A 25,300-nucleotide genomic window follows, 5' to 3' on the forward strand; every position below is an offset into this window, starting at 1 on the left:
CTACGGCCGGGGCGCCTCCGCCCGAGCAAGCGACAATCGTGAAAGGGCGTTCGTGGCAGTCAACGAAACCGACCAGCCCACCGAGGCCACCGGTGCCGGCGCACCCGCCAAGAAGGCCGTGAAGAAGACGGTCAAGAAGGCCGTCAAGAAGTCGGCGGTGAAGAAGACCGCGGCGAAGAAGACGGCGGCGAAGAAGACCGCCGCCCCGAAGACGGCCTCCACCTCCCCGGCGGACCCCGCCGACGCGTCGGCGGATGCGGCGGAGGCCGCCCCCGCGAAGAAGGCGGTGAAGAAGACCGCCGCGAAGAAGACCGCGAAGAAGGCGGCCAAGAAGGCCGCCCGCAAGACGGCCAAGAAGGCCGCGAAGAAGACGGCCCGCAAGACGGCGAAGAAGGCCGCGGCACGCGGTTCCGGCACGTCCAACACCGCGAAGACCATCAGCGACGAGGCGAAGGACGCGCTCGCCGAGGAGGCGCTGGCCGAGGATCAGGACGACGAGGCCGGCGACCCGCTCGACGCCGAGTACGACCCGGATCTGGACGCCGGCGAGGACGAGGACGACGAGGCGGGCGACGACGGCGTCGACGACGAGTCCGACGAGTCCGACGGCGACGAGATCTGGAACGAGGACGAGTCCGCCAAGCTGCGCCAGGCGAAGAAGGACGCGGAGCTCACCGCGTCCGCCGACTCGGTCCGCGCGTACCTGAAGCAGATCGGCAAGGTCGCGCTGCTGACGGCCGAGGAGGAGGTGTCGCTGGCGAAGCGCATCGAGGCGGGCCTGTTCGCGCAGTACCGCATCGACGAGGCGAAGAAGGCCGGCGAGCGCCTCCCCTACGCCCAGAAGCGCGATCTGCGCGACGTCTCCCGCGACGGCCAGAAGGCGAAGAACCACCTGCTGGAGGCGAACCTCCGTCTGGTGGTGTCGCTGGCGAAGCGCTACACGGGCCGCGGCATGGCGTTCCTGGACCTCATCCAGGAGGGCAACCTGGGCCTCATCCGCGCCGTCGAGAAGTTCGACTACACCAAGGGCTACAAGTTCTCGACGTACGCCACGTGGTGGATCCGCCAGGCCATCACCCGCGCGATGGCGGACCAGGCCCGCACCATCCGCATCCCGGTGCACATGGTGGAGGTCATCAACAAGCTCGGCCGCATCCAGCGCGAGCTGCTCCAGGATCTGGGCCGCGAGCCCACCCCGGAGGAGCTGGCGAAGGAGATGGACATCTCCGAGGAGAAGGTGCTGGAGATCCAGCAGTACGCCCGCGAGCCCATCTCCCTGGACCAGACGATCGGCGACGAGGGCGACAGCCAGCTCGGCGACTTCATCGAGGATTCCGAGGCCGTCGTGGCGGTCGACGCGGTGAGCTTCACGCTGCTGCAGGACCAGCTGAAGGACGTGCTGACGACGCTGTCGCCGCGTGAGGCCGGCGTCGTGGAGCTGCGCTTCGGCCTGACCGACGGCATGCCGCGCACGCTGGACGAGATCGGCCAGGTCTACGGCGTCACGCGCGAGCGCATCCGCCAGATCGAGTCGAAGACGATGTCGAAGCTGCGCCACCCGTCGCGGTCGCAGGTGCTGCGCGACTACCTGGAGTGACGCGCGGCGCGCGCCGTCGCGCTCGGCGCGTGTTCGCGTGATGACGGGCCCCGCCGCCCCCGTTCCCGGGGGCGGCGGGGCCCGTTTCGCGTGCGCCGCCCCTCCGGGGGGCCCGCATGCGGCGGCGCCCCGGCCGGTCCGCGGGGACCGGCCGGGGCGCGTCGTGCGCCGTGCGGGCGCTAGTAGACGATGCCGAAGACCCAGACCAGCAGGGTCATGGACAGCAGGGTGATGAGCACCAGGGCGATGATGTTCAGCCAGATGCCCGTCTTGACCATGTTGCCCATGGAGACGTAGCCGGAGCCGTAGGCGATGGCGTTCGGCGGGGTCGCCACCGGCATCATGAAGGCGGAGGTGGCGGCGAGGGCGACCGGGACGCACAGCAGCATCGGGTCGATGCCCATGCCGCCGGCGATGCCGCCGACGAGCGGCAGGAACGTCGCGGCGGTGGCGGTGTTCGAGGTGAACTCCGTCAGCAGCAGGACGACGGCGGAGACGACGACGACGATGAGCAGCACCGGCAGGCCGCCGAGGCCGGACATCTGGTCGCCGATCCACTCGGAGAGGCCGGAGTCGGAGAACTGGGTGGACAACGCCAGGCCGCCGCCGAAGAGCAGCAGGACGCCCCACGGCAGCTCCAGGGAGGTCTCCCACGTCAGCAGCTTCACGCCGTTGGAGCCGCCGGGGATGATGTGCAGCGCGATGCCGACCGCCATGGCGATGACGGCGTCCGCGATGAGGGTTTCCGGCCAGATGGTCGGGACGAGGACCCAGGCGAGGGCCGCGATGACGAAGATGGCCAGGACCCGGCGCTCGCCGGTGGACATCGGGCCGAGGTCGGCGAGCTGCTGGCGCATCAGGCCGCGGCCGCCCGGGATCTTCTTGATCTCCGGCTTGAACAGGACGCTGGTCAGCAGGAACCAGCAGACGAGCATGAGGATGACGGCGAGCGGGACGCCGACGAGCATCCACTGGCCGAAGCCGATGGTGACGTCGTGGGTGCTGCTCATGTAGCCGGCCAGCAGGGCGTTCGGCGGGGTGCCGATGAGGGTGCCGAGGGAGCCGATGGAGGCGGAGTATGCGATGCCCAGCATGAGGGCGATGCCGAACTTCGTGTTCGGCTCGGAGTCGTCGGAGGCGGCGTCGGCGGCGATCTCCTTCGCCGCGGACGGGTCCTTCGCCAGCTGCGGGTCCTCGCGCAGCATCTTGCCGATGAGGGCGAGCACGGAGACGCCGATGGGCAGCATCATGACGGCGGTGGCGGTGTTGGACACCCACATGGACAGGAAGCCCGTGGCGATCATGAAGCCGAGGATGAGCATCTTCGACGAGCCGCCCATGGCGACGAGCACCCACAGGGCGATGCGGCGGTGGAGGTCCCAGCGCTGCATGGCCAGGGCGAGCATGAAGCCGCCCATGAACAGGAAGATGGTGGGGTCGGTGTATTCGCCGGAGAAGTCGCCGATCTTCGCCGCCCCCAGGGCGGGGAACGCCACCAGCGGCACGAGCGCGGTGACGGTGATCGGGATGGCCTCGGACATCCACCATGCGGCCATGAGCACGGCGATGGCGGCGGTTGCGCGCAGGTTGTGCGGCAGGTCCGACGGCATGAGGAAGAAGACGAGCAGCGCAAGGACGATGCCGATGACCAGGCCGGTGCGCTTGCGGAACAGTTCGCGGGGCGAATCGCCCCGATCCTTCTGCCCCGCGGAGAGCTGGCGCTGGGCGGTGCCGGCAGGCGAGGACATGAACACTCCCCCGTTTCAGGTGGTCGTCCAAGCACCGTTCGGGCACCGGGACAAGGGTTTTCGGTTGTCCTCTTCAGTGTAGTTAAGGAAGTTCGTATATTCGCCTTCACCCCCATTGCCCGGATCAGGGGAGGTCATGGCGACGCCCGGCACCCCCGCAACCCGCCCGAACGGGCGGCCGCGTTACCGGCCGCACCCGATTCCGGGGTCAGGCGGAGGGCATCGGGCCGGCGCCCGGCGGGGCGGCCCCGGGCGGGTTCCCCGGGCCACCGGGATGACCGTGGCCGCCGGCGCCCGCACGCCGCCCGCCCGCGCCGTAGATCAGGCGGCGCAGCAGCGTCTCCAGCGGGCCCTGCCGCCCCGCCGCGGCCAGCGCCGCCGCACCCGCGACGGTCGCCGCCCACACCCCGAGGGCGAGCAGCGCCCACGCGGCGACGCCGGCGTCGACGGGCATGAGGTCGAGGCCCCACGGCATCGCGATGACGGTGAACAGGACGGACTGGGCGACGTAGCCGGACAGGGAGCGCCGGCCGAGGGAGGCCAGCGGCCGCACGGCGGCGGGCAGCCCGCGCCCCTCCCCGAGGCGGCGGTGCAGCGGGATGCAGGCCAGTGCGATGGCCGCGATGATGCCGGGGCCGGCGAGGAAGCCCGCGGCCGACGACACCGTGGACCAGGCGGCGCCGCCGTCGCCGGCGGATTCCAGCCCCGCCGGCACGCCCGCGGCGACCGCCGCGGCGAGGCCGATGCCGGCGGTCCAGGCGAGCAGGCGCCGGTGCTCCGGCGCGTCTTCCAGGACGCGGCGGCGGGCGGCGGCCAGGCCGACGAGGATGAGGGCCAGGAGCTGCGGCGCCGCGAACACGGCGACCAGCGGGGACGCCAGGGTGATGCCGATGCCGGGCAGGAGCTGCTCGCCGAGGTAGCCGCCGCCGTCGAAGATCCCGCCGGCGAACGGCGCCACGTCGCCCGCGGGCCCCGCCGGGCCCGGCATGGTGGCGACGATGAGGCCCATGACGGCGTAGCCGATGAGCTGCAGCCCGGCGAGGACGCCGGCGATCCACAGCAGCGTGCGGTTGCGGGCGCGCCCCAGCAGCACGGCGACGGTGCCGAGCAGCGCGTAGGTCATGAGGATGTCGCCCCAGAACAGCACGACGGCGTGGACGGCGCCGATTACCCAGAGCCACAGGTGGCGGCGCAGCAGGATGCCCCGGGCCACCGGCCACGGCGCGCCCCGCGCCGACTCGCGCATGAGCACCATGCCGATGCCGTAGCCGAGCAGGAGGGAGAACATCGGCAGGCCGCGGACCTCGGCGACGACGGCGATGATCACGTCGGCGGCGACGTCGGCGGCTCCGGTGGTCTCCGGCAGGAAACCGCGGTTGAGCGCCCAGACGGTGACGGCGTTGGCCAGCGCGATGGACAGCAGCATGACGCCTCGGGCGATGTCCGGGGCGGGGATGCGGTGGCGGGTGGGCGCGGGCGCCGTCACTCGGCGCCTCCGCTGGGGGGCGCGCCGGCGCCGCCGGATCCGGTGACCTTCTCCACCAGGCACTGGCCGTGCTCGGGGCTGTTCTCCGGCAGGTGGGAGCACTCGTCCATGATCTGGCCGACGGTCTGCATGATGACGATCGGGATGATGACGGCGGCGATGCCGGTGATGATGCCGACGACGCCGAGTCCGAGGGCGCCGCCGGTGCGCGGCTCCCGGCCGGCGGCCTTCACTCGCTTGTTCGCCGCGCGGGACTTCACGATGGCGACGATGCCGAGCACGATCGCGACGACGCCGATGACGCCGCCGAACATGAACGGCGAGGTGAGCAGGCCGCCGATGCCGAGGACCAGGGAGGCCAGGCCGATGGTGCGGCCGCGGGCCGAGCCGTCGATGCCGTCCGGCCCGTAGCCGTCGACGGGGGCGCCTGGGCGTCCTGCGTCGGGGGCGGGCGGCTGCTGGGCCGGGGTGGGCGTCACGGCGGGGTCCTTTCGTCGGCGGGGCTCGTCCCGGCGATCATGGCACGGCGGGGCGGGCCGCTCCACCGCCGGGTGCCGCGCCGCGCGGTGACCGTCGTCACGCGTTGCGACGGTCCCCTCCCGTATCATGCGCACCCACCGGGCCCCGCGGCGCGTCGCGTCGTCACGCGTTGCGGCGGTCCCCTCCCGCAGCGCACGCGCCCGCCCGGGCCCCGACGGGCGGGGGTCACCAGCGGCGCAGGTGCGCGATGCGCTCGCGGAGCTGCTCCGCGGAGCACAGGGCGGTCTGCGGGCCGCCGCACGCCCGGCGGACCTCATTGTGGATCTGGCCGTGGGCCTTGCCGGTGCGGGCGGCGGCGATGGACACCAGGGTGTTGAGCTGCTTGCGGAGCTTCGGGATCTCGCGGGCGTCGGTGGCGCGCTCCCCCAGGCTCGGGGCGCCCGCGGCCTCCGGGGCGGGCACCTCGGGCGCGTCGTCGTCGACCGCGCCGGCGCCGCCGGTCGTCGCGGTCGGGTCGGACTCCGCGGCGTCGAGCTCCGCCTGCAGCCGCTCGTGCTCCATGCGGGCCGACGCGGCCTTCAGCTGCTCGTCCTGCCGCTTGGCCAGCAGGGTGCGCATCTGGTCGTGGTCGAGCAGACCGGGCAGGCCGAGGTACTCCGCCTCCTCCTCGGAGCCGGCGAGCGTGGCGGTGCCGTAGGTCGCGCCGTCGTAGATGATCTCGCCGAGCTCCGCGTCGGCGCCGAGGGACTCGTAGGCCGGCAGGTCGTCGGTCTTCTCGTCCTCGCGCCGGTTCGCCTCGGCGACCAGCTCGTCGTCCCACCCGTCGGCGACGCGGTCGGGCTTGCCCAGGACGTGGTTGCGCTGCACCTCCATCTCGGAGGCGAGATCCAGCAGCACCGGCACCGACGGCAGGAACACCGAGGCGGTCTCGCCGGGGCGGCGGGAGCGGACGAAGCGGCCGATGGCCTGGGCGAAGAACAGCGGCGTCGACGAGGAGGTGGCGTAGACGCCGACGGCCAGGCGCGGCACGTCGACGCCCTCCGACACCATGCGGACGGCGACCATCCACTCGTCGGTGGACTCGCTGAAGCTCGCGATGCGCTCCGACGAACCCTCCTCGTCGGAGAGGATGAGCGACACCGGCGTCGACGACAGCTCCTCGAGGATGCGCTTGTACGCGCGCGCCGTCTTCGAGTCGGTGGCGATGACCAGGCCGCCGGCGTCCGGCACCTGGCGCCGCATCTGCGTCAGCCGCGTGTGGGCGGCCCGCAGCACGGCGGGGATCCAGTCGCCGGAGGGGTCGAGGGCGGTGCGCCACGCCCGGCCCGTCTCCTCCGGGGTGAGGATCTCGCCGAGGCGGGCGGCGAACTCCTCGCCCGCCGAGTCCCGCCACCGCGCCTCGCCGGAGTAGGCGAGGAACACGACGGGGCGGACGACGCCGTCGCGCAGCGCCTGCGGGTAGCCGTAGACGTAGTCGGCGACGGACCGCTCGTGGCCCTCCCCGTCCGGCTCGTAGCGGACGAAGGGGATCGCCGCGTCGTCGGAGCGGAACGGCGTGCCGGTGAGGCACAGGCGCCGTTCGGCGTCGTCGTAGGCCTCGGCGATGCCGTCGCCCCAGGACTTCGCGTCGCCGCCGTGGTGGACCTCGTCGAGGATCACCAGGGTGCGCCGGGCGGTGGCGACGGCGCGGTGCTTCATCGGGTGCACGGCGACCTGGGCGTAGGTGACGACGATGCCGTGGTAGGCGGGGTTGACCACTCCCCCGCTGTTGCTGAAGTGGGGGTCCAGCGCGATGCCGTTGCGGCCGGCGGACTCGGCCCACTGGACCTTGAGGTGCTCTGTGGGCACGACGACGACCACGCGGTCGACGGTGCGGGCGGCGAGCAGCTCGGCGGCCAGTCGCAGGGCGAACGTCGTCTTGCCGGCGCCCGGGGTCGCGACCGCGAGGAAGTCCCGCGGCGCCGTCGCCAGGTACTTGTCCAGGGCCTCCCGCTGCCAGGCGCGGAGGCCGCTCACTTCCGCCGGAGGGTCTTGTAGATGCGCTCGCAGTCCGGGCAGACCGGCGAGCCGGGCTTGGCGGACTTGGTGACGGGGAAGGTCTCGCCGCACAGGGCCACGACGTACTTCCCGGACACCGCGGACTCGACGATGCTGTTCTTCTTGACGTAGTGGAAGAACTTGGGGGTGTCGTCCTGCCCGACGTCGTCCGTGTGGACGTCGGGCCTTTCGATGGTCTTCGTGGTCTGGGTCGGCGCGGTCATGATCCCCGATTATGGTCCATCGGCCCGCACCGGTGTCGAATCGGCCGGTGGCCCGGCCTATGGTGAGGGGCATGGCGAAGAGGCGCGGACGAGGCGAGGCGGTGCTCATCACCGACGCCGGTCATTCGCGCCTGCGCAACTACCACCGGCGGCGCCGCATCTACGCGGGCCTGCAGTGGTCGCGCATCCCGCTGCTGCTGGTGGCGGGTGCGGCGTTCATGTGGTGGGACCTGCCGTGGCTGGGGATCATCTTCACGGTGCTGTCGGTGCCGATGCCGTGGATCGCGGTCGTCATCGCGAACGAGTCGGGCGAGAAGCGCGACAAGAACGAGCGCCGCGTCTACAAGCCGGGCGTGGCGCGCGAGCAGGCGCGCCGCGAGCGGGAGGAGGCGGAGGCCCGCGCGGCGGAGGTCGCCGCGGCGAAGCCCGTGGGCGACGGCCCGTACGGGGGCGGGTCCCACCCCAATCTCCCGGTCCTGTGGGTTCCCCCGGAGATGCGTGACGACGGCGACCGCCCCGGCGGCCGCCCGGACGCCGGGCACGGCGCCGCCCGCCCGGTCGTCATCGACATGCCGGACGAGTGACGCCGCGGCACGCCCCGCCCCCTAGGCTGGTCGGCGTGAACGACGAGCGCGCCTATCCCCCGCCCCCGACCGACGACGCCCTGTCCGGGCTTCCGGACCTGGCGCCGGACCTCGCCGCCGCCCTGGCCGCGGCGGGCTTCGGCTCCGCCGGGCTGGCGGAGCTGCTGGGCGACGAGGGGCTGGCTGCCCTCGACCGCGGCGAGCCCGAGGCCGTGGCGGCGCTGCTGGACGGCTCGCCGCTGGCGCGGCTGGTCTCCGCCGTCGTCGTCGGGGACCCCGCTCCCGTGCGCGACGTGCTGGGCGCGGACGTCCACGACCGCGCGGTGGCGTGCGGAGTCCTCGTCCCGGCCGATGACGTGGCCGGTGCGGGGGACGTCGCCAAGCCCGGCGATGCGGGCGGTGACGCGGGCGGTGGCCGGAACGACGGCGCGGACGGTGACGCGGGCGGCGGGCTCGGCCCCGCCGTCGTCGCCGCGATCGACGTCCGGCCGCTGGCGCTGCACGGCCGCGACCACCTGGTCTTCAGCGACCGCGACGCCTCGATGCGCCCGCACGTGCCGGGTGCGGACCACGTCCCCGGCGTCGGCCGGGCGTCGCGCTCGCTGCTGGACATCACGCCGCACGACCCGGTGGGCTCCGTGCTGGATCTCGGCTGCGGCGGGGGCGTGCAGGCCCTCGGGCAGGTCGGTGCCGGAACCATCGTCGCGACGGACCTGCACCCGCGGGCGCTGACGTACGCGCGGGCGACGCTCGCCGCCGCCGGCCGCGCCGACGCGGAGGTGCTGGAGGGCAGCTGGTTCGAGCCGGTCGCCGGGCGGGAGTTCGACCGCATCGTCGCGAACCCGCCCTTCGTCGTCGGCCCGCCCGAGGTCGGCCACGTCTACCGCGACTCCGGCCTGGACCTCGACGGGGCGACGGCGACGATGATCGTCGGCGCGGTGGAGCACCTCGCCCCCGGCGGCACCGCCCACATGCTCGGCGCGTGGGTCGTCGGCGACGGCGGCGACTGGCGCTCCCGCGTCGCCTCCTGGATCCCCGACGAGGGCGTGGAGGCGTGGATCGTCCAGCGCGACGTCGCCGACCCCGCCCCCTACGTCGGCACCTGGCTGCGCGACGAGTCCGCCGACCCGCGCTCGGCGGAGGGCCGCGCCCGCACCCGGCGCTGGCTCGAGCACTTCGCCGCCGCGGGCGTGCGCGGCGTCGGCTTCGGCTACGTCACCCTCCAGCGCATCGACGGCCCGTCGTCGGTGCTGTGCGAGGAGATGCCGCAGCCGCTGGCCGGGCCGTTCGCCCTGGAGGCCGAGGAGCACCTCGCCCGCGCCGCGTGGCTGCGGGACAAGTCGGCCGACGACATCGCGGGGTCCGTGTTCCGGCTGCGCCCGGGCCTGGCGCTGGAGCGGGTGTCGCTCCCCGACGCCTCCGGCGTGGGCTTCGCCGAGGAAATCGTCCGCGTCACCCGCACCGACGGTCCGCGGTGGAGCCACGAGATCGACGACGCCGTCGCCGGCCTGCTGTCGTCGTTCCAGGAGGGCGCGACGCTGCGGCTGCTCGTCGACCTGCGCGTGGAGCTCGGCGCCTGGGGCGATCCGGGCGACGACCCGGACGCGGTGAAGGAGGAGATCCTGTCGGCGGCCGTCCCGGTCGTCGTGGACCTGGTGCGCCACGGGCTGGTGCTGCCGGAGGAGATGACGGCCGGGGACGCCCCGGCGGAGACGGAGGAGGACGCGTGAAGGCGGTGCTGACCCGGGTGACCCGGGCGCGGGTGACGGTCGACGGCGAGGTCGTCGGCGCGATCGACGGCGGGGAGACCGGCGGAGTGCTGGCGCTCGTCGGCGTCGGGCGGGAGGACGACCCGGACGCGTGGCGCACGATGGCCCGCAAGATCGCGGAGCTGCGCCTCCTCGACGGGGAGCGATCGGCGGAGGAGGCCGGCGCGCCGGTGCTCGTCGTCAGCCAATTCACCCTCATGGGCGCGACGAGGAAGGGGCGGCGGCCGTCGTGGTCCGCCGCGGCGCCGGGCGCGGAGGCGGAACCCGTCATCGACCGGATCGTGGAGGAGCTCCGCGGCCGGGGCCTCGAGGTCGCCACCGGCCGCTTCGGGGCGATGATGCAGGTGGAGTCCGTCAACGACGGGCCGTTCACCCTGCTGGTGGAGTGCTGACGGACGCACCGCCCCTCCCCCGCGCCGCGGCCCCGCCCGGGGCGCGGGACGCCGCCGGAGTTCGTCCGGCGGCCCGTAATCACCCCCGCCGCCACCCCCGCCCGGAACCCCGCGACCCGGGGTAACGCGGTTTCCGCGGGGAAAATCCGCCGGTTGCGGGAACACCGGGGGCGTCCGGCGCGTTATACCCCGTGAGAACGTCGACCACCAGGAGGCCAGGTTCCATGAGCAGTGCCGTCACCAGCGACCGCGCCAACGACGGAGAGGACGGCAGGGGCGGCTCCCGCCGCCGCGCCGGGGGCAACGAGAACCCGTCGCAGGATCTCGTCCGCGTCTACCTCAACGGCATCGGCAAGACGGCGCTGCTGTCGGCCGAGGAGGAGGTCGAGCTGTCCAAGCGGATCGAGGCGGGCGTCTACGCCGAGCATCTGCTGGAGTCCGGGGCGAAGGTGACCCGGGCGAAGAAGCGCGACATGAAGGTCCTGGCGCAGGAGGGCAAGGCCGCCCGCGCCCATCTGCTGGAGGCGAACCTGCGCCTGGTCGTCTCCCTGGCGAAGCGCTACACGGGCCGCGGTATGCCGCTGCTGGACCTCATCCAGGAGGGCAACCTCGGCCTCATCCGCGCGATGGAGAAGTTCGACTACACCAAGGGCTTCAAGTTCTCCACGTACGCGACGTGGTGGATCCGCCAGGCGATCACCCGCGGCATGGCAGACCAGTCCCGCACCATCCGCCTGCCCGTCCACCTGGTGGAGCAGGTGAACAAGATCTCCCGCATCAAGCGCGAGCTGTACCAGCAGCTGGGCCGCGAGGCGACGAACGAGGAGCTGGCGGAGGAGTCGGGCATCCCCGAGGCGAAGATCGAGATGCTGCTGCGCCAGTCCCGTGACCCGGTGAGCCTGGACATGCCGGTCGGCACCGACGAGGAGGCGCCGCTGGGCGACTTCATCGAGGATTCGGAGGCGACGGACGCCGAGGAGGCGGTCGTCGCGAGCCTGCGCCACCACGACGTGCGCAAGGTGCTGTCGATGCTGGAGACGCGGGAGCGCGACGTCATCAAGCTGCGCTACGGCCTCGACGACGGCCTGCCGCGCACGCTCGACCAGATCGGCCGGCATTTCGGCCTGTCGCGTGAGCGGGTCCGCCAGATCGAGCGCGAGGTGATGGCGAAGCTGCGCGAGGGCGCGCTGGCCGATCGCCTCCGCGACTACGCGAAGTAATACGGAGCGCGGCGGCACGCGGACGCGGGTCCCGCGGACGCGTTGGCCGCCGCCCCGGTCGCATGACGGCGCCGGCCCGGATCCCCGAGGGGATCCGGGCCGGCGCCGTTTTCGGCGCGACGCGCGGGACGGGCCCGGCCCGGCTGCGGCTGGGTTAGTCTAGGCTGGGTAAGCGCGCGTGATCCCGCCCACGGCTCGGATCCGCCATCCACCTGAGAACCCCCGGCCGAAAGGAACCACGTGAGGGACCTGGTTGACACCACGGAGATGTACCTGCGAACCATCTTCGAGCTCGAGGAGGAGGGCATCGTCCCCCTCCGCGCCCGCATCGCGGAGCGGCTCGAGCAGTCGGGGCCGACCGTCAGCCAGACCGTCGCCCGCATGGAGCGCGACGGCCTCGTCTCCGTCGCCCCGGATCGCAGCCTGAAGCTGTCGGAGGAGGGCCGCCGCCGCGCGACGTCGGTGATGCGCAAGCACCGCCTGGCGGAGCGCCTGCTGGTCGACGTCCTCGGCCTGGAGTGGGACAAGGTCCACGACGAGGCCTGCCGCTGGGAGCACGTCATGAGCGACGACGTGGAGCTGCGCCTGGTGGATCTGCTGGAGGAGCACACGCTGTCGCCGTTCGGCAACCCGATCCCGGGCCTGGACGAGCTGGGCGTGAAGGGCCCGAAGCCGCTGCCGGCGGCGGCGCTGCGTCTGACGGATCTGGACGAGGGCGGCCCGTACGAGGTCCGCATCATCCAGATCAACGAGATCCTGCAGGTGGAGCCGACGTACATGAAGCGGCTGAAGACCGCCGGCATCAAGCCGGACGCGGAGGCGCAGGTGGAGGTCCACTCCGGCCGCGTCACCCTGTCCCGCGGCGACCACTCGCTGGATCTGCCGGACGAGCTCGCCCACGCCGTGATGGTGGTGCCGAAGTGAAGCTCCTGGTCACCGGCGGCGCCGGCTACGTCGGCGGCGTCACCGCTGCGGTCCTGACCGAGTCGGGCCACGAGGTCACGATCCTCGACAACCTGACCACCGGCAATCGCGACGGCGTGCACCCGGCCGCGGAGTTCATCGAGGGCGACGTGGCGGAGGCCGCCGGGGACGTGCTGTCCTCCGGCGACTTCGACGGCGTCCTGCACTTCGCGGCGAAGTCCCTCGTCGGCGAGTCCGTGGAGGATCCGGCGGCGTACTGGCACGGCAACGTCGGCACGACGCTGGCGCTGCTGGACGCGATGCGGGAGACGGGCACGGGCAACCTCGTGTTCTCCTCCACCGCCGCCACCTACGGCGAGCCGGAGCAGGTGCCGATCACGGAGGACATGCCGACGGCGCCGACGAACCCGTACGGCGCGACGAAGCTGGCCATCGACTACGCCATCACCTCCTACGCCCGCGCCTACGGCCTGGGCGCGACGAGCCTGCGGTACTTCAACGTCGCCGGCGCGTGGAACGGCTTCGGCGAGAACCGCGTCGTCGAGACGCACATCATCCCCCTCATCCTGCAGGTGGCCCTGGGCCACCGGGACCGCATCTACGTCTTCGGCGAGGACTGGCCGACGGCCGACGGCACCGCCGTCCGCGACTACATCCACGTCAAGGACCTGGCCGACGCCCATCTGCTGGCGCTCCAGTCCAACGAGGGCGGCGTCCACCGCATCTTCAACCTCGGCTCCGGCGACGGCTACTCCGTCCGCCAGGTCATCGAGGCGTGCCGCGAGGTGACGGGCCACCCCATTCCGGCGGAGTCCGCCCCGCGCCGCGCCGGCGACCCGGCGACCCTCATCGCCTCCTCCGAGAAGGCGATCCGGGAGCTCGGCTGGGAGCCGAAGCTGACGGAGCTGCGCACCATCGTCGCCGACGCGTGGGAGTTCACCTCCAACCTGGGCGACCGGGCGCATTCGGCGCACCGCTGACGCCCACCTCGCGGCATCGCCGCCGCGGGACATGACGACGGTGCCCCGTGATCGTCACGGGGCGCCGTCGCCGTACGCGGCCTCCCCCATCGCGGCGTGCAGGCGGGAGGAGGCGGTGATCATCGTCGCCGCCGCCTCGTCGCCGCGGCCGGCGGCGATGGCCCGGTCCATCAGCCCGGTGAGGGTGTGCCCCGGGTCGGCGTCGCGCGCGGCGGCGAGGGCATGCTCGGCGATGCCCTGGCAGCCGTGATGCCAGCGGTCGAGGGCGTAGCAGGCCAGGGCGTTGGCGCGGGCGCGGCCGGTGAACAGCCGTGCGCATTCGAGCCACAGCAGGCGCGCCAGCGGGGCGTCCGCGGAGGCGATGACGTCGATGGTGAGGTCCCGGACGGTGAGGTTCACCAGCCCTCGGGCGAGCACCCGCAGCGTCGGCACGCCGGACAGCACCTCGTCGACGCCGGCGCCGCGGTCGCGGAGGTCGCGCAGCAGCGCGTCCCATTCGTCGTACCAGGACAGCAGGCGCCGGGCCGCCCCGGCCTCGCCGATGGCGCAGTGCCGGGCGGCGAGCCTCGCGACGTCGCGTTCGGCGAGGTCCTGCGCCTCCGCGGCCGCCGCACGCCGCTCCCCGTCGGATTCGGGTGCGAAGCGGGCGACGAGGGCCCCGGCGTCCTCGCAGATGGCCTCCCCCGCGTCGGCGAGGATGCCGGCGGCGGGGCTGAGCGCCGGGTCGTCGACGAGTCCGCGGGGCGTTCCGTCGCGGTCGGTGACCGGTGCCCCGGCGGCGATGGCGGGGACGCCGGAGTAGGCGCCGAGGTCGATGCGCGGCGCGAGCGCCTCCTCGACCTCGTGCGGCGCGGGGAACGCCTCCGGCCAGCCTCGGGAGACGACGAGGACGTCGAGGACGACGCCGTCACGCGGGTCGAGCAGTTCGGCGGTGCGGGAGAGCAGGGCGACGACGTCCAGGTCGTCGTCGATGTCCTTCATGAGCATCGGGCCGGGCAGCGGGGCGCCGCGGTGGCGCTGCAGCAGGATGAGGTGCTCGGCGACGTGGTGGCCGAGCAGTCCGGGGACGTTGGTGAGGGTCGGGGCGGGGCCGGCGGGGCCGTCGATGGTGCGCGTGTCGTCTCGCATGCCCGCAGCATCGCCGCCCGCCCGACGCCGCGGGGCCGCCGCCGCGTCCGCGAAAGCCCGTTCGTGGACGGTTTCCGGCCGGTGGACAACTTCCGGGCGCGCCGCCCCGCCCCCTCCCCATGCGCCGCCGGGAATACGTGGGACGCGGCGGCCGTTGACGGGGGAGGAATGACCACGATGTCACTTCGGCCCGGTAGGTTGGTGGGACACCACCTGGAACGGCCAGGGCGCGTCGGACGAGAGGAGGGCCGGGACTATGGCAGAGGACGTCAACCGCGGAGGTGACGGGGACCGCATGTACGAGATGGAGTTCCCCGCGCCCGAGGTGCGCCCGGCGGACGACGGGTTGACGCTCGTCGTCGCGCTGCAGGGCTACGCCGACGCCGGCCACGCCGTGGGCGGGTCCGCCCAGCATCTGCTGGATGCGCTGGACCACCGCACGGTCGTGTCCTTCCACAACGACGAGCTGGTGGACTACCGCTCGCGCCGTCCCCCGGTGACGATGGTGCGCGACGAGATCGCGGAGATGAAGGAGCTCGATCTGTCGCTGCAGGTGCTGCGGGACGACGACGGGAAGATGTTCCTGCTGCTGTCGGGCCCGGAGCCGGATTTCCGGTGGGAGGCGTTCTCGGACGCGGTGGCGGATCTGGCGGAGCGCTTCGACGTGCGCCGCACGGTGAGCCTGTACTCGGCGCCGATGACGGTGCCGCACACGCGCCCGCTGACGGTCATCGCGCACGGCAACGACCGGTCGGTGCTGCAGCGCCATCGCACGTGGGGCCACAAGGTGACGGTCCCGGGCGCGGCGAGCCTGCGCATCGAGCTGGAGCTGAACCGCCGCGGCCGCTCCACCAGCGGTTTCACGGCGCAGGTGCCGCATTACATCGCGCAGTCGGAATACCCGCTGGCGGTGCTGCGCCTGCTGGAGGCGGTGCAGGAGGTCGGCGATCTGAACCTGCCGCTGCGCGCGCTGCAGCAGGACAGCGATCGCCTCGCGGCGATGCTGGCGGAACAGGTCGCGGAGTCCGGCGAGGTCGCCCAGATCGTCCGCATGCTGGAGCACCAGCACGACGAGGAGGAGCATCGCCGTTCCACGCTGGAGTCGAGCCCCCTCATCGGCGAGAACGGGCGCATCCCGTCGGCCGATGAGCTGGGCGCGGAGTTCGAGCGCTTCCTGTCCAACCAGCTGGATGCGCCGGAGGAGTCCCCGCGCACCCCGCGCGGCGAGTGGCCCGACGCCCCGGTGGGCGACGGGCAGGACGCGTCCCCCGCGGATGAGCGTGACGACGATGACCGCTCCGGTTCCGATGCCTCCGCCTCCGGCGACGCCGGTGCGGCGCGGGAGGACGGCGCGGACGACGCGGAGGACTCCTCCCCCGACGGCGACCGCGCGGACGACGCCGGCGACGCCCCGGCCGCCGGCGGTCACGCGACCAGCGCGGCCGACGGGACCCCGGACGGCCCCTCCCACGGCTCCGCCGGCTCCGGCCACGGGGACGACGGCGCCGCCGGTCACGCGGACGGCGACGGCTCCGACGGCGACCACCGCCGCGGCCGGCGCGGGCGGCGCCGCCCCTGGTTCCGCTTCTAGGCCCCGGTAGGCTGGCGGGCGTGTCCGACCAGACCCTCGCCCAGCTGCTCCCCGACCTCTCGGAGGTCCCCGAGTCGATGATGGCCGACGCCGTCATCGACTCGTTCACGTCGTGGACCGCCTCGCGCGGCATCACGCTGTATCCGGCGCAGGAGGAGGCGTCGCTGGCGCTGGCCGCCGGCGACCACGTCATCCTGGCGACGCCGACGGGCTCCGGGAAGTCGATGGTCGCCATCGCTGCGCATTTCGCCGCGATGGCGCAGCGGAAGAGGAGCTTCTACACCGCGCCCATCAAGGCGCTGGTGAGCGAGAAGTTCTTCGCCCTGTGCGAGGTGTTCGGGGCGGAGAACGTCGGCATGATGACCGGCGACGCGACGGTGAACCGCAACGCGCCCATCATCTGCGCGACCGCGGAGATCGTCGCGAACATCGCGCTGCGGGAGGGCAACGAGGCGGACATCGACCAGGTGGTGATGGACGAGTTCCACTTCTACGCGGAGCCCGACCGCGGCTGGGCGTGGCAGGTGCCGCTGCTGGAGCTGCACCGCGCGCAGTTCCTGCTGATGTCGGCGACGCTGGGCGACACGTCGATGTTCGAGCGCGACCTGAAGGAGCGCACGGGCCGCGACGTGGAGCTGGTCACCGGCAGCGAGCGGCCGGTCCCCCTCGACTTCCACTACGTTTACACCCCCGTCCACGACACGCTGGGCGACCTGCTGAAGGACGGCAAGGCTCCCATCTACGTCGTGCATTTCTCGCAACGCGAGGCGGCGGAGCGCGCCCAGTCGCTCACGGGCCTGAAGCTGCTGACGGACGAGGAGAAGGAGCGGGTCCGGGCCGAGATCGGCGACTTCCGCTTCACGACGTCCTTCGGCCGCGTGCTGTCGAAGCTGCTGCGCCGCGGCATCGGCGTCCACCACGCCGGCATGCTGCCGAAGTACCGGCGCCTGGTCGAGCGGCTCAGCCAGACGGGCCTGCTGAAGGTCATCTGCGGCACCGACACCCTTGGCGTCGGCATCAACGTGCCCATCCGCACGGTGCTCATGACCGGGCTGGTGAAGTTCGACGGCCAGCGTCGGCGCGTCGTCAAGTCCCGCGAGTTCCACCAGATCGCCGGTCGCGCGGGGCGTGCGGGCTACGACACGGAGGGCGCCGTCGTCGTGCAGGCGCCGGAGCACGAGATCGAGAACGCGAAGCTGCGCCGGCGCGCGGGCCAGGACGAGGCGAAGCTGCGGAAGCTGCGGAAGAAGACGGCGCCGAAGGGCGAGGTGACGTGGTCGGAGACGACCTTCGACAAGCTCGTCGATCAGCCGCCGGAGCAGCTGACCAGCCGGTTCCGGGTGTCGAACTCGATGATCCTCAACGTCATCGGCCGCGGCGGCGACACCTTCGCCCACATGCGGGGGCTGCTCCGCGGCAACCACGACACGCGGCACCGGCAGAACGAGGACATCCTCACGGCCATCGAGCTGTACCGGGGCCTGCTCAACGCCGGCATCATCGGCCTGGCGGAGACGAAGCACGGCCCGCAGCCGCGGCTGATGATCGAGCTGCAGCGCGATTTCGCGCTGGACCAGCCGCTGGCCCCGTTCGCCCTGGCGGCCCTGGAGCTGCTGGACCGGGAGTCGGAGACGTACGCGATGGACGTCGTCAGCGTCTTCGAGGCGATCCTCGACGACCCGCGCCCCATCCTGCGGGCGCAGGAGCGGGCGGCGCGCGGCGAGGAGATCGCGGCGCTGAAGGCCGAGGGCGTGGAGTACACGGAGCGGATGGCGCTCATCGAGGACGTGACGTACCCGAAGCCCCTCGAGGAGGAGCTGGAGGCGGCGTTCCGCACCTACTCGCAGGGGCATCCGTGGGTCGGCGAGTTCGAGCTGTCCCCGAAGTCCGTGGTGCGCGAGATGGTGGAGAAGGCGATGACGTTCAGCGACGTCGTCGCGGAGTACGGCGTCGCCCGCGCGGAGGGCGTGCTGCTGCGTTACCTCACGGACGCGTGGCGGACGCTGAAGCACACGCTGCCGCCGGAGGCGTCGACGGAGGAGCTGGACGACGTCGTCGCGTGGCTGGGCGAGCTGATCCAGCAGGTCGACAACTCGCTGGTCGACGAATGGGCGCGGATGGCCGACCCGGATGCCGCGCTGGACGAGGCGACGCTGAAGGAGGCGGCGTTCGGCGACGACGGCTCCCGCCCGCTGACCGGCAACCGCCGCGCCTTCACGCGCATGGTGCGCAACCTCATGTTCCGGCACGTGCAGCTGTTCGCCTTCGAGAAGGAGGAGCAGCTGGCGGAGCTGGACGGGTACCTGGAGGACGCGCCGGACTGGCCGGCCGCGATGGACGACTACTTCGACGAGTACGACGACGTCGGCATCGGCCCCGACGCCCGCGGCCCGGAGCTGTTCCGCGTCGACGAGTCCGCGACGGCCGACGGCGTCTGGCTCGTCTCGCAGACCATCGACGACCCGGAGGGCGACCACGGCTGGCGGCTGGAGGCCGAGGTGGACCTCGCAGCCTCCGACGACGCCGGCGAGGTGCGCCTGCGGTCGCTGCGCGTCGTCTCCGGGTAGGCGCGCCCGGGTGGGCGCGCTCCCCCGTCATACGTGACGACGGGTCCCCCGCCGCGCATGCCGACGCCCCGGGCGGGCGGCCCGGGGCGGTGCGGGATCCCGTCGTCACGCGCACGCGCGCGGCGGGGCGTGCGCGCTACGCGGAGGCGGTGCCGGCGATGGCGGACTCCTCCGCGGAGTGGCCGACGGCCTGCTCCCAGGCGCGGCGGGCCATGTCGCCGATGCGGGTGAACTCGTCGGCGCGCACCGACGAGGCGCGGTAGACCATGCCGATGGTGCGGCCCGGGCGGACCGGGCCGGCGAAGCGGGCGGTCGCGAGGCCGGGGCGGGACGCCTCGACGCGCAGCGCGGACTCCGGGATGAGCGTCTCGCCGAGGCCGCCGGCGACGCACTGGACGACGGTCGACAGGGAGGCGGCGCGGGTCTCCATGCCGGAGTCGTCGCTGCGGATGGCGTCGACGCGGCGGCAGAGGTCGAGGACCTGGTCGCGCATGCAGTGGCCGTCGTCGAGCAGGAGCAGCTCGAGCTCGCCGAGGACCTCCAGCGGCACGTCCTCGCGGCCGGCGAGCTCGCTGTCCTCGGGGACGACCAGCTCGAACTCCTCGTCGTAGAGGCGCTCCTCCGTGAACATGGAGACGCCGGAGGGCAGCGCCATGATGGCGACGTCGATGGCGCCGGAGCGCAGCGCCTCGACGAGGTGCTCCGTCGGCTCCTCGTGGATGCGGGGCTCCAGCTCCGGCAGCTCGTCGCGGACGAGGCGCAGGAAGTTCGGCAGCACGTACGGCGCGACGGTCGGGATGAAGCCGATGGACAGCGGGCCGGCGAGGTCGCCGGTGCGGCCGGAGGCGCGGGCGACGATGTCGTCGGCGATCTCGGCGACCTGGCGCGCCAGGGGCAGCAGCCCCCTGCCTATCGGGGTGACCAGCACGCGCCGGGTGGAGCGCTCGACGAGCTGGACGTCGAGCCCCTGCTCGAGGGTGGCGAGGGCCTGGGAGAGGGAGGGCTGGGAGATCCCGAGACGCCGAGCGGCCTGGCCGAAGTGGCCCGTGTCCGCGATCGCGACGAACGCCCGGAGCTGCGGGAGGGTCGGTCGGTACTCTCGATTATTCATGCCTATCACCCTACACGACATAATTCGTCGTTTCCTCTTGACGCCCCCGGGGAACGCGTGCATACTTGGCCGTGATGCTGGACACGGTGTCCGCCCGCCTCACGCGGCACCCGCACCGGACCCGGCACGAACAGAACCCAGAGCGATTCTTAGGAGGAATTCCCATGGCTCTGCTCACCGTTGGTGACCAGTTCCCCGAGTTCGACCTCACCGCCCTCAAGGGCGGCGACCTGCACGAGGCCAACGCCCAGTCCCCGGACGACTACTTCGAGCAGGTGTCCCTGGACAAGTACGAGGGCAAGTGGAAGGTCGTCTTCTTCTACCCGAAGGACTTCACCTTCGTCTGCCCGACCGAGATCGCCGCGTTCGGCAAGCTGAACGAGGAGTTCGAGGATCGCGACACCCAGGTTCTCGGCGGCTCCACCGACAACGAGTACGCCCACTTCAACTGGCGCGCCGTCCACCCGGAGCTGAAGGACGTCCCGTTCCCGATGTTCGCCGACGTGCGCCATGACCTCATCCGTGCCCTGGGCGTCGAGAACGCCGACGGCGTCGCGGACCGCGCGACCTTCATCGTCGACCCGGACAACGTCATCCAGTTCGTGTCCGTCACCCCGGACGCCGTGGGCCGCAACACCGACGAGGTCCTCCGCGTCCTCGACGCGCTGCAGTCCGAGGAGGTCTGCGCCTGCAACTGGCAGGACAACGACCCGACCAAGAACATCGACAAGATGTCCGTCGTCCAGGAGTCCCTGAAGTAAACATGTCGATCGACAACCTGAAGAGCAACCTCCCCGAGTACGCCAAGGATCAGAAGCTCAACCTGGGCACGCTGACCCGTTCCACGGAGCTCTCCGAGCAGCAGCTGTGGGGCACCATGGTCGCCGCCGCGGCCGCCTCCCGCAACGAGACCGTGTTCTCCGAGATCGCCGACGAGGCGAAGGAGCACCTCTCCGACGAGGCGTTCGAGGGCGCGCTGGGCGCCGCCACGGTCATGGCGATGAACAACGTCGCCTACCGCGCCAAGGGCTGGCTCGGCTCCGACTACGCCCAGGTCAAGTTCGGCCTGCGCATGAACATCATCTCCAAGCCGCCGGTCGACAAGGTCGACTTCGAGCTGTGGCAGATGGCCGTCTCCACCGTCAACGGCTGCGAGCACTGCACGCTGGCCCACGACAAGGTCGTCCGCGAGGGTGGCCTGACCAAGGAGCAGGTCTGGGAGGCCGTCAAGATCGCCTCCGTCATCCAGGCCGTCGCCCAGGTCGTCATGATCGAGGACGCCCGCTAAGCCGGCTCCCCGCATGACGCGGCCCGTCCACGACGGGCAGCATGCCTGAGAAGGGCCCGCCGTTCCCCCGGGAGCGGCGGGCCCTTCCGCGTGCGCGGGTGGCGCGTGACGACGGCGCCCCGCGCGGCGCGCGTCCCGCCGGCCGCTGCCACCGCCCTCCTCCCCCGATCGCGGAGACGCCGCCGCCCTCCCCGGTCGCGGGGCGGGCGGCGGCCGTCGTCATGCCGGGACCGCGTCCCGGGGCCGTGGTGCTAGAGGACCATCGCGGCGACCCAGCCGGCCGCGAGCAGCGGGAGGTTGAAGTGCAGGAACGTCGGGATGACGGTGTCCCGGATGTGGTCGTGCTGGCCGTCGGCGTTGAGGCCGGCCGTCGGGCCGAGCGTCGAGTCGGAGGCCGGGGAGCCCGCGTCGCCGAGCGCGCCGGCGGTGCCGATCATGGCGACCGTCGCCAGCGGCGAGAAGCCCAGGGACAGGCACAGCGGCACGTAGATGGTCGTGATAATGGGCAGCGTCGAGAAGGACGAGCCGATGCCCATGGTGACGATGAGTCCGACGACGAGCATGGCGAACGCGGCGGCCGCCCGGTTGCCGCTGAACAGCGCGGCGGTCGCGTCGACCAGCGGGGTGACCTGCTCGGTGGCCTGCATGACGGAGGCGAAGCCCTGGGCGGAGATCATGATGAAGCCGATGAGCGCCATCATCTTCATGCCGGCGGTGAACACGTCGTCGGCCTGCCGCCAGCGGACCGCGCCGGTGAGCATGAAGATGGCGAGGCCGGTCAGGGCGCCAACGAGGAGCGAGTCGGCCTCGTAGCCCGCGGCCTGCATCCACACCTGCACCGCGAACGTCGCGATGATGGCGATGACGGCGACGACGACGCGGTACGTCGACGGGCGCTCGTCGTCCTGCACCGCGTCCATGTCCCCGCCGCCGGAGATGGCGCCCGAGACGGTGACCGCGCCGTACTCGCGGCGGCCGCGGTAGCTGACGAACACGGCGACGAGCAGACCCGCGAGCATGCCGAGCGCCGGGATGCCCATGGCTACCATGACGTTGATGCCGGTGACGTCGAGGCCCGCGACCTCGATGTTGTGCATGAGGATGTCGTTGAGGAAGATGTTGCCGAAGCCGACCGGGACCCACATGTAGGTCGTGACCAGGCCGAAGGTCAGCACGCAGGCGACGAGGCGGCGGTCGAGGCGCAGGCGGTTCATCACGCGCAGCAGCGGCGGGACGATGAGCGGGATGAAGGCGATGTGGACCGGGATGACGTTCTGGCTCATGATCGCCATCGCGAGGATGCCGACGATGAGGCCCCAGCGCGTCGCGGCCTCCGCCTTCCTCTTCGCGCTGTCGCCCTCGACGCCGATCTTCTCCACCATCCAGTCGGCCAGCATCTTCGGCAGGCCGGTGGAGGCCACCGCCATGGCGAACGCGCCGAGCAGCGCGTAGCTCAGCGCGATCTTCGCGCCGCCGGACAGGCCCTCCTGGAAGGCGACCATCGTCCCGTCAAGCCCGAGGCCCGCGACGAGGCCGCCGACGAGGGCGCCGATGAACAGGGCAAGGACAACGTGGACCCTCACGACCGCGAGGATGAGCATCACCAGGACGGCGAGTAGCACGGCATTCATGCGGATTATTTAAGCAGTACCTCAGGGTCCGCCTCCCCCGCCACCCCCGGCGACGCGGGCCCCGGCCCCGCGGCCGCTCCCCCGTTCGCGGGATGCGGGACCGACGCGCCGGCGGACACGCGGGCGGGACATGCGGACGGCCCCGCCGCGCGTGATGCGCGGCGGGACCGGGGTTCGGTTGCGGGACGGGCCCGCGGGGCGGATGCCGGGGACGCTAGGCGACCGCGTCGATCGGGCGGCGGCCAGCGGTGACCTGGCGGTACAGGTGGGCGGTCATGAGCACCGCCGCCGGCAGGGCGACCAGCAGGCCGACCAGGCACAGGATGGCGCCGGCGAAGCACACGACGGCGACGATGATGGTCATGACCAGGATGCCCGCGTAGTTGGCCTTCGCGGCCTCCACGTTGGCCTTCAGCGCGTCGATCGGGTTCAGGCGGCGGTCGACGATGAACGCCAGCAGGTAGCCGTAGAACGGGCCGATGAGGATGGCCAGCAGGAACGTAAAGATGGAGACGAACGGCGGGAACAGCAGGCTCGGCAGCTGCAGGACGAAGCCGATGACGCCGGAGAGCAGGGCGCCGAGGGCGATCGGGCCCCAGTTGTCGATGCGGAAGAAGTCGCCGAACTGCAGGCTGCGGCCGTCGACCTGCTCCAGGGCGCCGCGCCACGCGAGCGCGGTGGCGAAGCCCACCAGGATCGTCATGACGATGTTCATGATGAAGGTCATCGGGGTGGGCTCCTGCAGCGCGTTCGCCTCGTAGGAGACGCTGCCCGGGCCGGAGGTGGCGGCGAGCTGGAATGCGCCGAGGAGGCCGAACACCAGGCCGATGATCATGAAGACGACGAACAGCAGGATCGTGAAGCCGATCCACGGCACCGCCGCGCGGCCGAAGGCCTTGAAGCCGAAGTTGAACGCGTCGCCGATGCGGGCGCCGGGGGCGTAGGTGGCCACCGGAACCTCGGGGGCCTCGTCGCCGCCGCGCTGGCGGACGCCCTCGCCGGGCGGGCCGTGCTGGGCGCCCGGGGCGCCGTAGGCCGCGTTCTGCGCGCCGTAGCCGCCCTGCTGGCCCTCGTAGCCCGCGTTCTGCGCGCCGTAGCCGCCCTGCTGGCCCTCGTAGCCCGCGTTCTGCGCGCCGTAGCCGCCCTGCGGGGCCTGCCCGCCCTGGGCGCCGTACGGGTTCGCGGCGTTCGGGTCCTGGCCGTACGGGTCGTACCCGCCGTTGTCGTTGCCCGGGTTGCCCGGGTATCCGTTGTCGCTCATGTCACATGTAGTACCAGGCATCGCGGGGTGCCGCGCGGAATCGTGACACCCCTGCGATTTTCGTTCCCGCGCAGGCTAGGCGACGGTGATCTCGGCGCGGCCCTCGAACGGCGTCAGGCGGCCGCCCCCGCCGCGGGAGGAGCCGGCGTAGGTGACGGCGTAGACGCCGGGCGCCGCCGAGGAGGTGTCCCAGGTGACGGTCGCGGACGTCGACATTCCGTCCTTCACGAACTCCAGGCGGGTGTCCACGTGCGAGTCGTCGGCGACGACCGCTCCGTCGGGCCCGACGATCGTGATGAACCCGGCGTCGTGGCGCAGGTCCGAGTTCGGGTTCGCCGCCGCGAACGTCACCGAGACGGACTCGCCCGCCGCGACCGGGGCGCCCGGGGACTGCAGCACCTCGCCGAAGGCCGCGCCCGCCGGGGGCGCGTCGATGAACGGGTTGCCGACCGGGGACGGAGGGATCTTGCCCGTCAGGTCGCCGGCCGCGGCGCCCGCCTCCACCGGCGCGCCGGAGGCCAGCGCCCCCCGCCAGCCCGGCGAGGATCTGGGTCGCCGCCGGGGTGGCCAGGCGTCCGAAGGCGGTGGCGCCGCCCTCGTAGTCCTGCTGGTCGTACTCCTCCGGCGTGGTCAGGTAGTGGCCGTAGCCGTTGACGTAGCCCTGCACCTGCACCAGCGCCGGATCGACGCCGGCCTCCGCCGCGACGGCGCGTCGGATGCGATCGGCGGCGACGACCGTCGGCTCGAACGACAGGGAGACGATGTGGAAGCCGCCGACGCGGTGGACCTGGAACAGGAACGTCTGCTGGATCATGCCCGGGATGTAGCCGGCGGGGATGAGCAGATCCTTGTTGCCGTGGATGGCCTTCGCCGACGGCGGGACGACGACCTGGTTGACCTTGTTGATCCACGGGGTGCCGCCGCGCTCGCCCTCGTTGAATCCGAGCGCCGGGTCGCCGCCGCCGTCCTCCTGGCTGGACGCGGCGAACGCGGCGCCGAGGATGGCCGGGCCCGTCGTGCCCGCGGCGCCGTCCGGCGTCCAGCGGCCGTCGACCTGCACGTTGGCGAAGTCGACCCACTGGTGGCGGCCGTCGATGCCGCCGCCGGGCAGCGGCACCGCCGAGCCGGACTTCACGCCGTCGCGCTGACCGCCGAGGATGCGCGCCGAGTCGTACTCGTCGGCGCCCGGGCCGGAGTTCGGGGTCAGGCCGTGGTTCGGGCTGACGTCGCCCGGCGCCGACATGGCGAACGCCGCGACGAACGGGGCGGCGGGGACAGCTGG

General features: G+C 72.5%; 21 protein-coding genes and 1 pseudogene. 11 read left to right on the forward strand and 11 right to left on the reverse strand.

Translation table 11 applies throughout. From position 1 onward, the window contains the following. Positions 1–52: 52 nt before the first annotated feature. Positions 53–1,597 (forward strand): RNA polymerase sigma factor, encoded by a 1,545-nt coding sequence (locus tag QQS41_RS01305; protein WP_448850898.1) that lies wholly within the window; start codon positions 53–55, stop codon positions 1,595–1,597. Between the two features lie 179 nt (positions 1,598–1,776). Here QQS41_RS01305 and QQS41_RS01310 read toward each other — a convergent pair whose 3' ends face one another. The 5 genes from QQS41_RS01310 to QQS41_RS01330 all read right to left on the reverse strand — a co-directional run bounded on the left by QQS41_RS01310 (position 1,777) and on the right by QQS41_RS01330 (position 7,572). Beyond that, the gene (locus QQS41_RS01310; RefSeq protein WP_448850899.1) at positions 1,777–3,345 is read right to left on the reverse strand and encodes an SLC13 family permease; all 1,569 of its coding nucleotides are present in this window, start codon (positions 3,343–3,345) and stop codon (positions 1,777–1,779) included. A gap of 208 nt (positions 3,346–3,553) precedes the next feature. After that, positions 3,554–4,831 (reverse strand): DUF418 domain-containing protein, encoded by a 1,278-nt coding sequence (locus QQS41_RS01315; protein ID WP_448850900.1) that lies wholly within the window; start codon positions 4,829–4,831, stop codon positions 3,554–3,556. Continuing rightward, entirely contained in the window at positions 4,828–5,310 is a 483-nt protein-coding gene (locus tag QQS41_RS01320) for a hypothetical protein (RefSeq protein WP_448850901.1), read from the reverse strand. Before QQS41_RS01320 ends, QQS41_RS01315 begins: the two co-directional genes overlap by 4 nt. A gap of 226 nt (positions 5,311–5,536) precedes the next feature. Further along, entirely contained in the window at positions 5,537–7,327 is a 1,791-nt protein-coding gene (locus QQS41_RS01325) for a DEAD/DEAH box helicase (protein ID WP_448850902.1), read from the reverse strand. Further along, positions 7,324–7,572 (reverse strand): DUF3039 domain-containing protein, encoded by a 249-nt coding sequence (locus QQS41_RS01330; protein ID WP_448850903.1) that lies wholly within the window; start codon positions 7,570–7,572, stop codon positions 7,324–7,326. The genes QQS41_RS01325 and QQS41_RS01330 overlap by 4 nt, the downstream gene beginning before the upstream one ends. Positions 7,573–7,643: 71 nt before the next feature. Between QQS41_RS01330 and QQS41_RS01335 the strand changes: the two genes are divergently transcribed. From QQS41_RS01335 to galE, 6 genes are all read left to right on the forward strand, one after another. Then, positions 7,644–8,156 carry a DUF3099 domain-containing protein gene (locus QQS41_RS01335; protein WP_448850904.1) on the forward strand — a complete coding sequence of 171 codons (513 nt, stop codon included), beginning with the start codon at positions 7,644–7,646 and terminating at the stop codon, positions 8,154–8,156. A gap of 35 nt (positions 8,157–8,191) precedes the next feature. After that, on the forward strand, positions 8,192–9,886 hold the full coding sequence (locus tag QQS41_RS01340; RefSeq protein ID WP_448850905.1) for a DUF7782 domain-containing protein: 1,695 nt from the start codon (positions 8,192–8,194) through the stop codon (positions 9,884–9,886). Beyond that, on the forward strand, positions 9,883–10,317 hold the full coding sequence (gene dtd / locus QQS41_RS01345; protein WP_448850906.1) for a D-aminoacyl-tRNA deacylase: 435 nt from the start codon (positions 9,883–9,885) through the stop codon (positions 10,315–10,317). The genes QQS41_RS01340 and dtd overlap by 4 nt, the downstream gene beginning before the upstream one ends. Positions 10,318–10,541: 224 nt before the next feature. Beyond that, on the forward strand, positions 10,542–11,537 hold the full coding sequence (locus QQS41_RS01350) for a sigma-70 family RNA polymerase sigma factor (RefSeq protein ID WP_448850907.1): 996 nt from the start codon (positions 10,542–10,544) through the stop codon (positions 11,535–11,537). Positions 11,538–11,777: 240 nt separating this feature from the next. Next, on the forward strand, positions 11,778–12,461 hold the full coding sequence (locus QQS41_RS01355) for an iron dependent repressor, metal binding and dimerization domain protein (RefSeq protein WP_448850908.1): 684 nt from the start codon (positions 11,778–11,780) through the stop codon (positions 12,459–12,461). Next, positions 12,458–13,441, forward strand: a complete 984-nt coding sequence (gene galE, locus QQS41_RS01360) for a UDP-glucose 4-epimerase GalE (protein WP_448850909.1) — start codon at positions 12,458–12,460, stop codon at positions 13,439–13,441. The genes QQS41_RS01355 and galE overlap by 4 nt, the downstream gene beginning before the upstream one ends. Before the next feature lie 54 nt (positions 13,442–13,495). Here the strand turns inward: galE and QQS41_RS01365 are convergent, their stop codons facing one another. Then, positions 13,496–14,569 (reverse strand): DUF4192 domain-containing protein, encoded by a 1,074-nt coding sequence (locus tag QQS41_RS01365; RefSeq protein WP_448850910.1) that lies wholly within the window; start codon positions 14,567–14,569, stop codon positions 13,496–13,498. Positions 14,570–14,825: 256 nt separating this feature from the next. Here QQS41_RS01365 and QQS41_RS01370 point away from each other — a divergent pair, with 256 nt between their 5' ends. Then, positions 14,826–16,160, forward strand: coding sequence for a PAC2 family protein (locus QQS41_RS01370; protein WP_448850911.1), 1,335 nt, complete (start codon positions 14,826–14,828; stop codon positions 16,158–16,160). A gap of 77 nt (positions 16,161–16,237) precedes the next feature. Further along, positions 16,238–18,727, forward strand: a complete 2,490-nt coding sequence (locus tag QQS41_RS01375) for a DEAD/DEAH box helicase (RefSeq protein WP_448851930.1) — start codon at positions 16,238–16,240, stop codon at positions 18,725–18,727. A gap of 136 nt (positions 18,728–18,863) precedes the next feature. On the opposite strand, the gene QQS41_RS01380 is transcribed toward QQS41_RS01375, so the two are convergent. Next, entirely contained in the window at positions 18,864–19,838 is a 975-nt protein-coding gene (locus tag QQS41_RS01380) for a hydrogen peroxide-inducible genes activator (protein ID WP_448850912.1), read from the reverse strand. A 164-nt stretch (positions 19,839–20,002) separates the two neighbouring features. On the opposite strand from QQS41_RS01380, the gene QQS41_RS01385 reads away from it, so the two are divergent. Continuing rightward, positions 20,003–20,599: a peroxiredoxin gene (locus QQS41_RS01385; RefSeq protein ID WP_448850913.1), complete on the forward strand. Its 597-nt coding sequence runs from the start codon at positions 20,003–20,005 to the stop codon at positions 20,597–20,599. 2 nt (positions 20,600–20,601) lie between these two features. Then, entirely contained in the window at positions 20,602–21,126 is a 525-nt protein-coding gene (locus tag QQS41_RS01390) for a carboxymuconolactone decarboxylase family protein (protein WP_448850914.1), read from the forward strand. A gap of 251 nt (positions 21,127–21,377) precedes the next feature. Here QQS41_RS01390 and QQS41_RS01395 read toward each other — a convergent pair whose 3' ends face one another. The 4 genes and pseudogenes from QQS41_RS01395 to QQS41_RS01410 form a co-directional block, all read right to left on the reverse strand. After that, on the reverse strand, positions 21,378–22,757 hold the full coding sequence (locus tag QQS41_RS01395) for a Na+/H+ antiporter family protein (RefSeq protein WP_448850915.1): 1,380 nt from the start codon (positions 22,755–22,757) through the stop codon (positions 21,378–21,380). Between the two features lie 214 nt (positions 22,758–22,971). Continuing rightward, entirely contained in the window at positions 22,972–24,018 is a 1,047-nt protein-coding gene (locus QQS41_RS01400; RefSeq protein ID WP_448850916.1) for a hypothetical protein, read from the reverse strand. A 75-nt stretch (positions 24,019–24,093) separates the two neighbouring features. Further along, a complete protein-coding gene (locus tag QQS41_RS01405; protein WP_448851931.1) occupies positions 24,094–24,540 on the reverse strand; it encodes a neutral/alkaline non-lysosomal ceramidase C-terminal domain-containing protein in 447 nt (148 codons plus the stop codon). Positions 24,541–24,634: 94 nt separating this feature from the next. Continuing rightward, positions 24,635–25,261, reverse strand: a pseudogene (locus tag QQS41_RS01410) (neutral/alkaline non-lysosomal ceramidase N-terminal domain-containing protein); the annotation flags it as partial. Positions 25,262–25,300 lie beyond the last annotated feature (39 nt).

The sequence above is a fragment of the Corynebacterium sp. 335C genome, assembly GCF_053525695.1.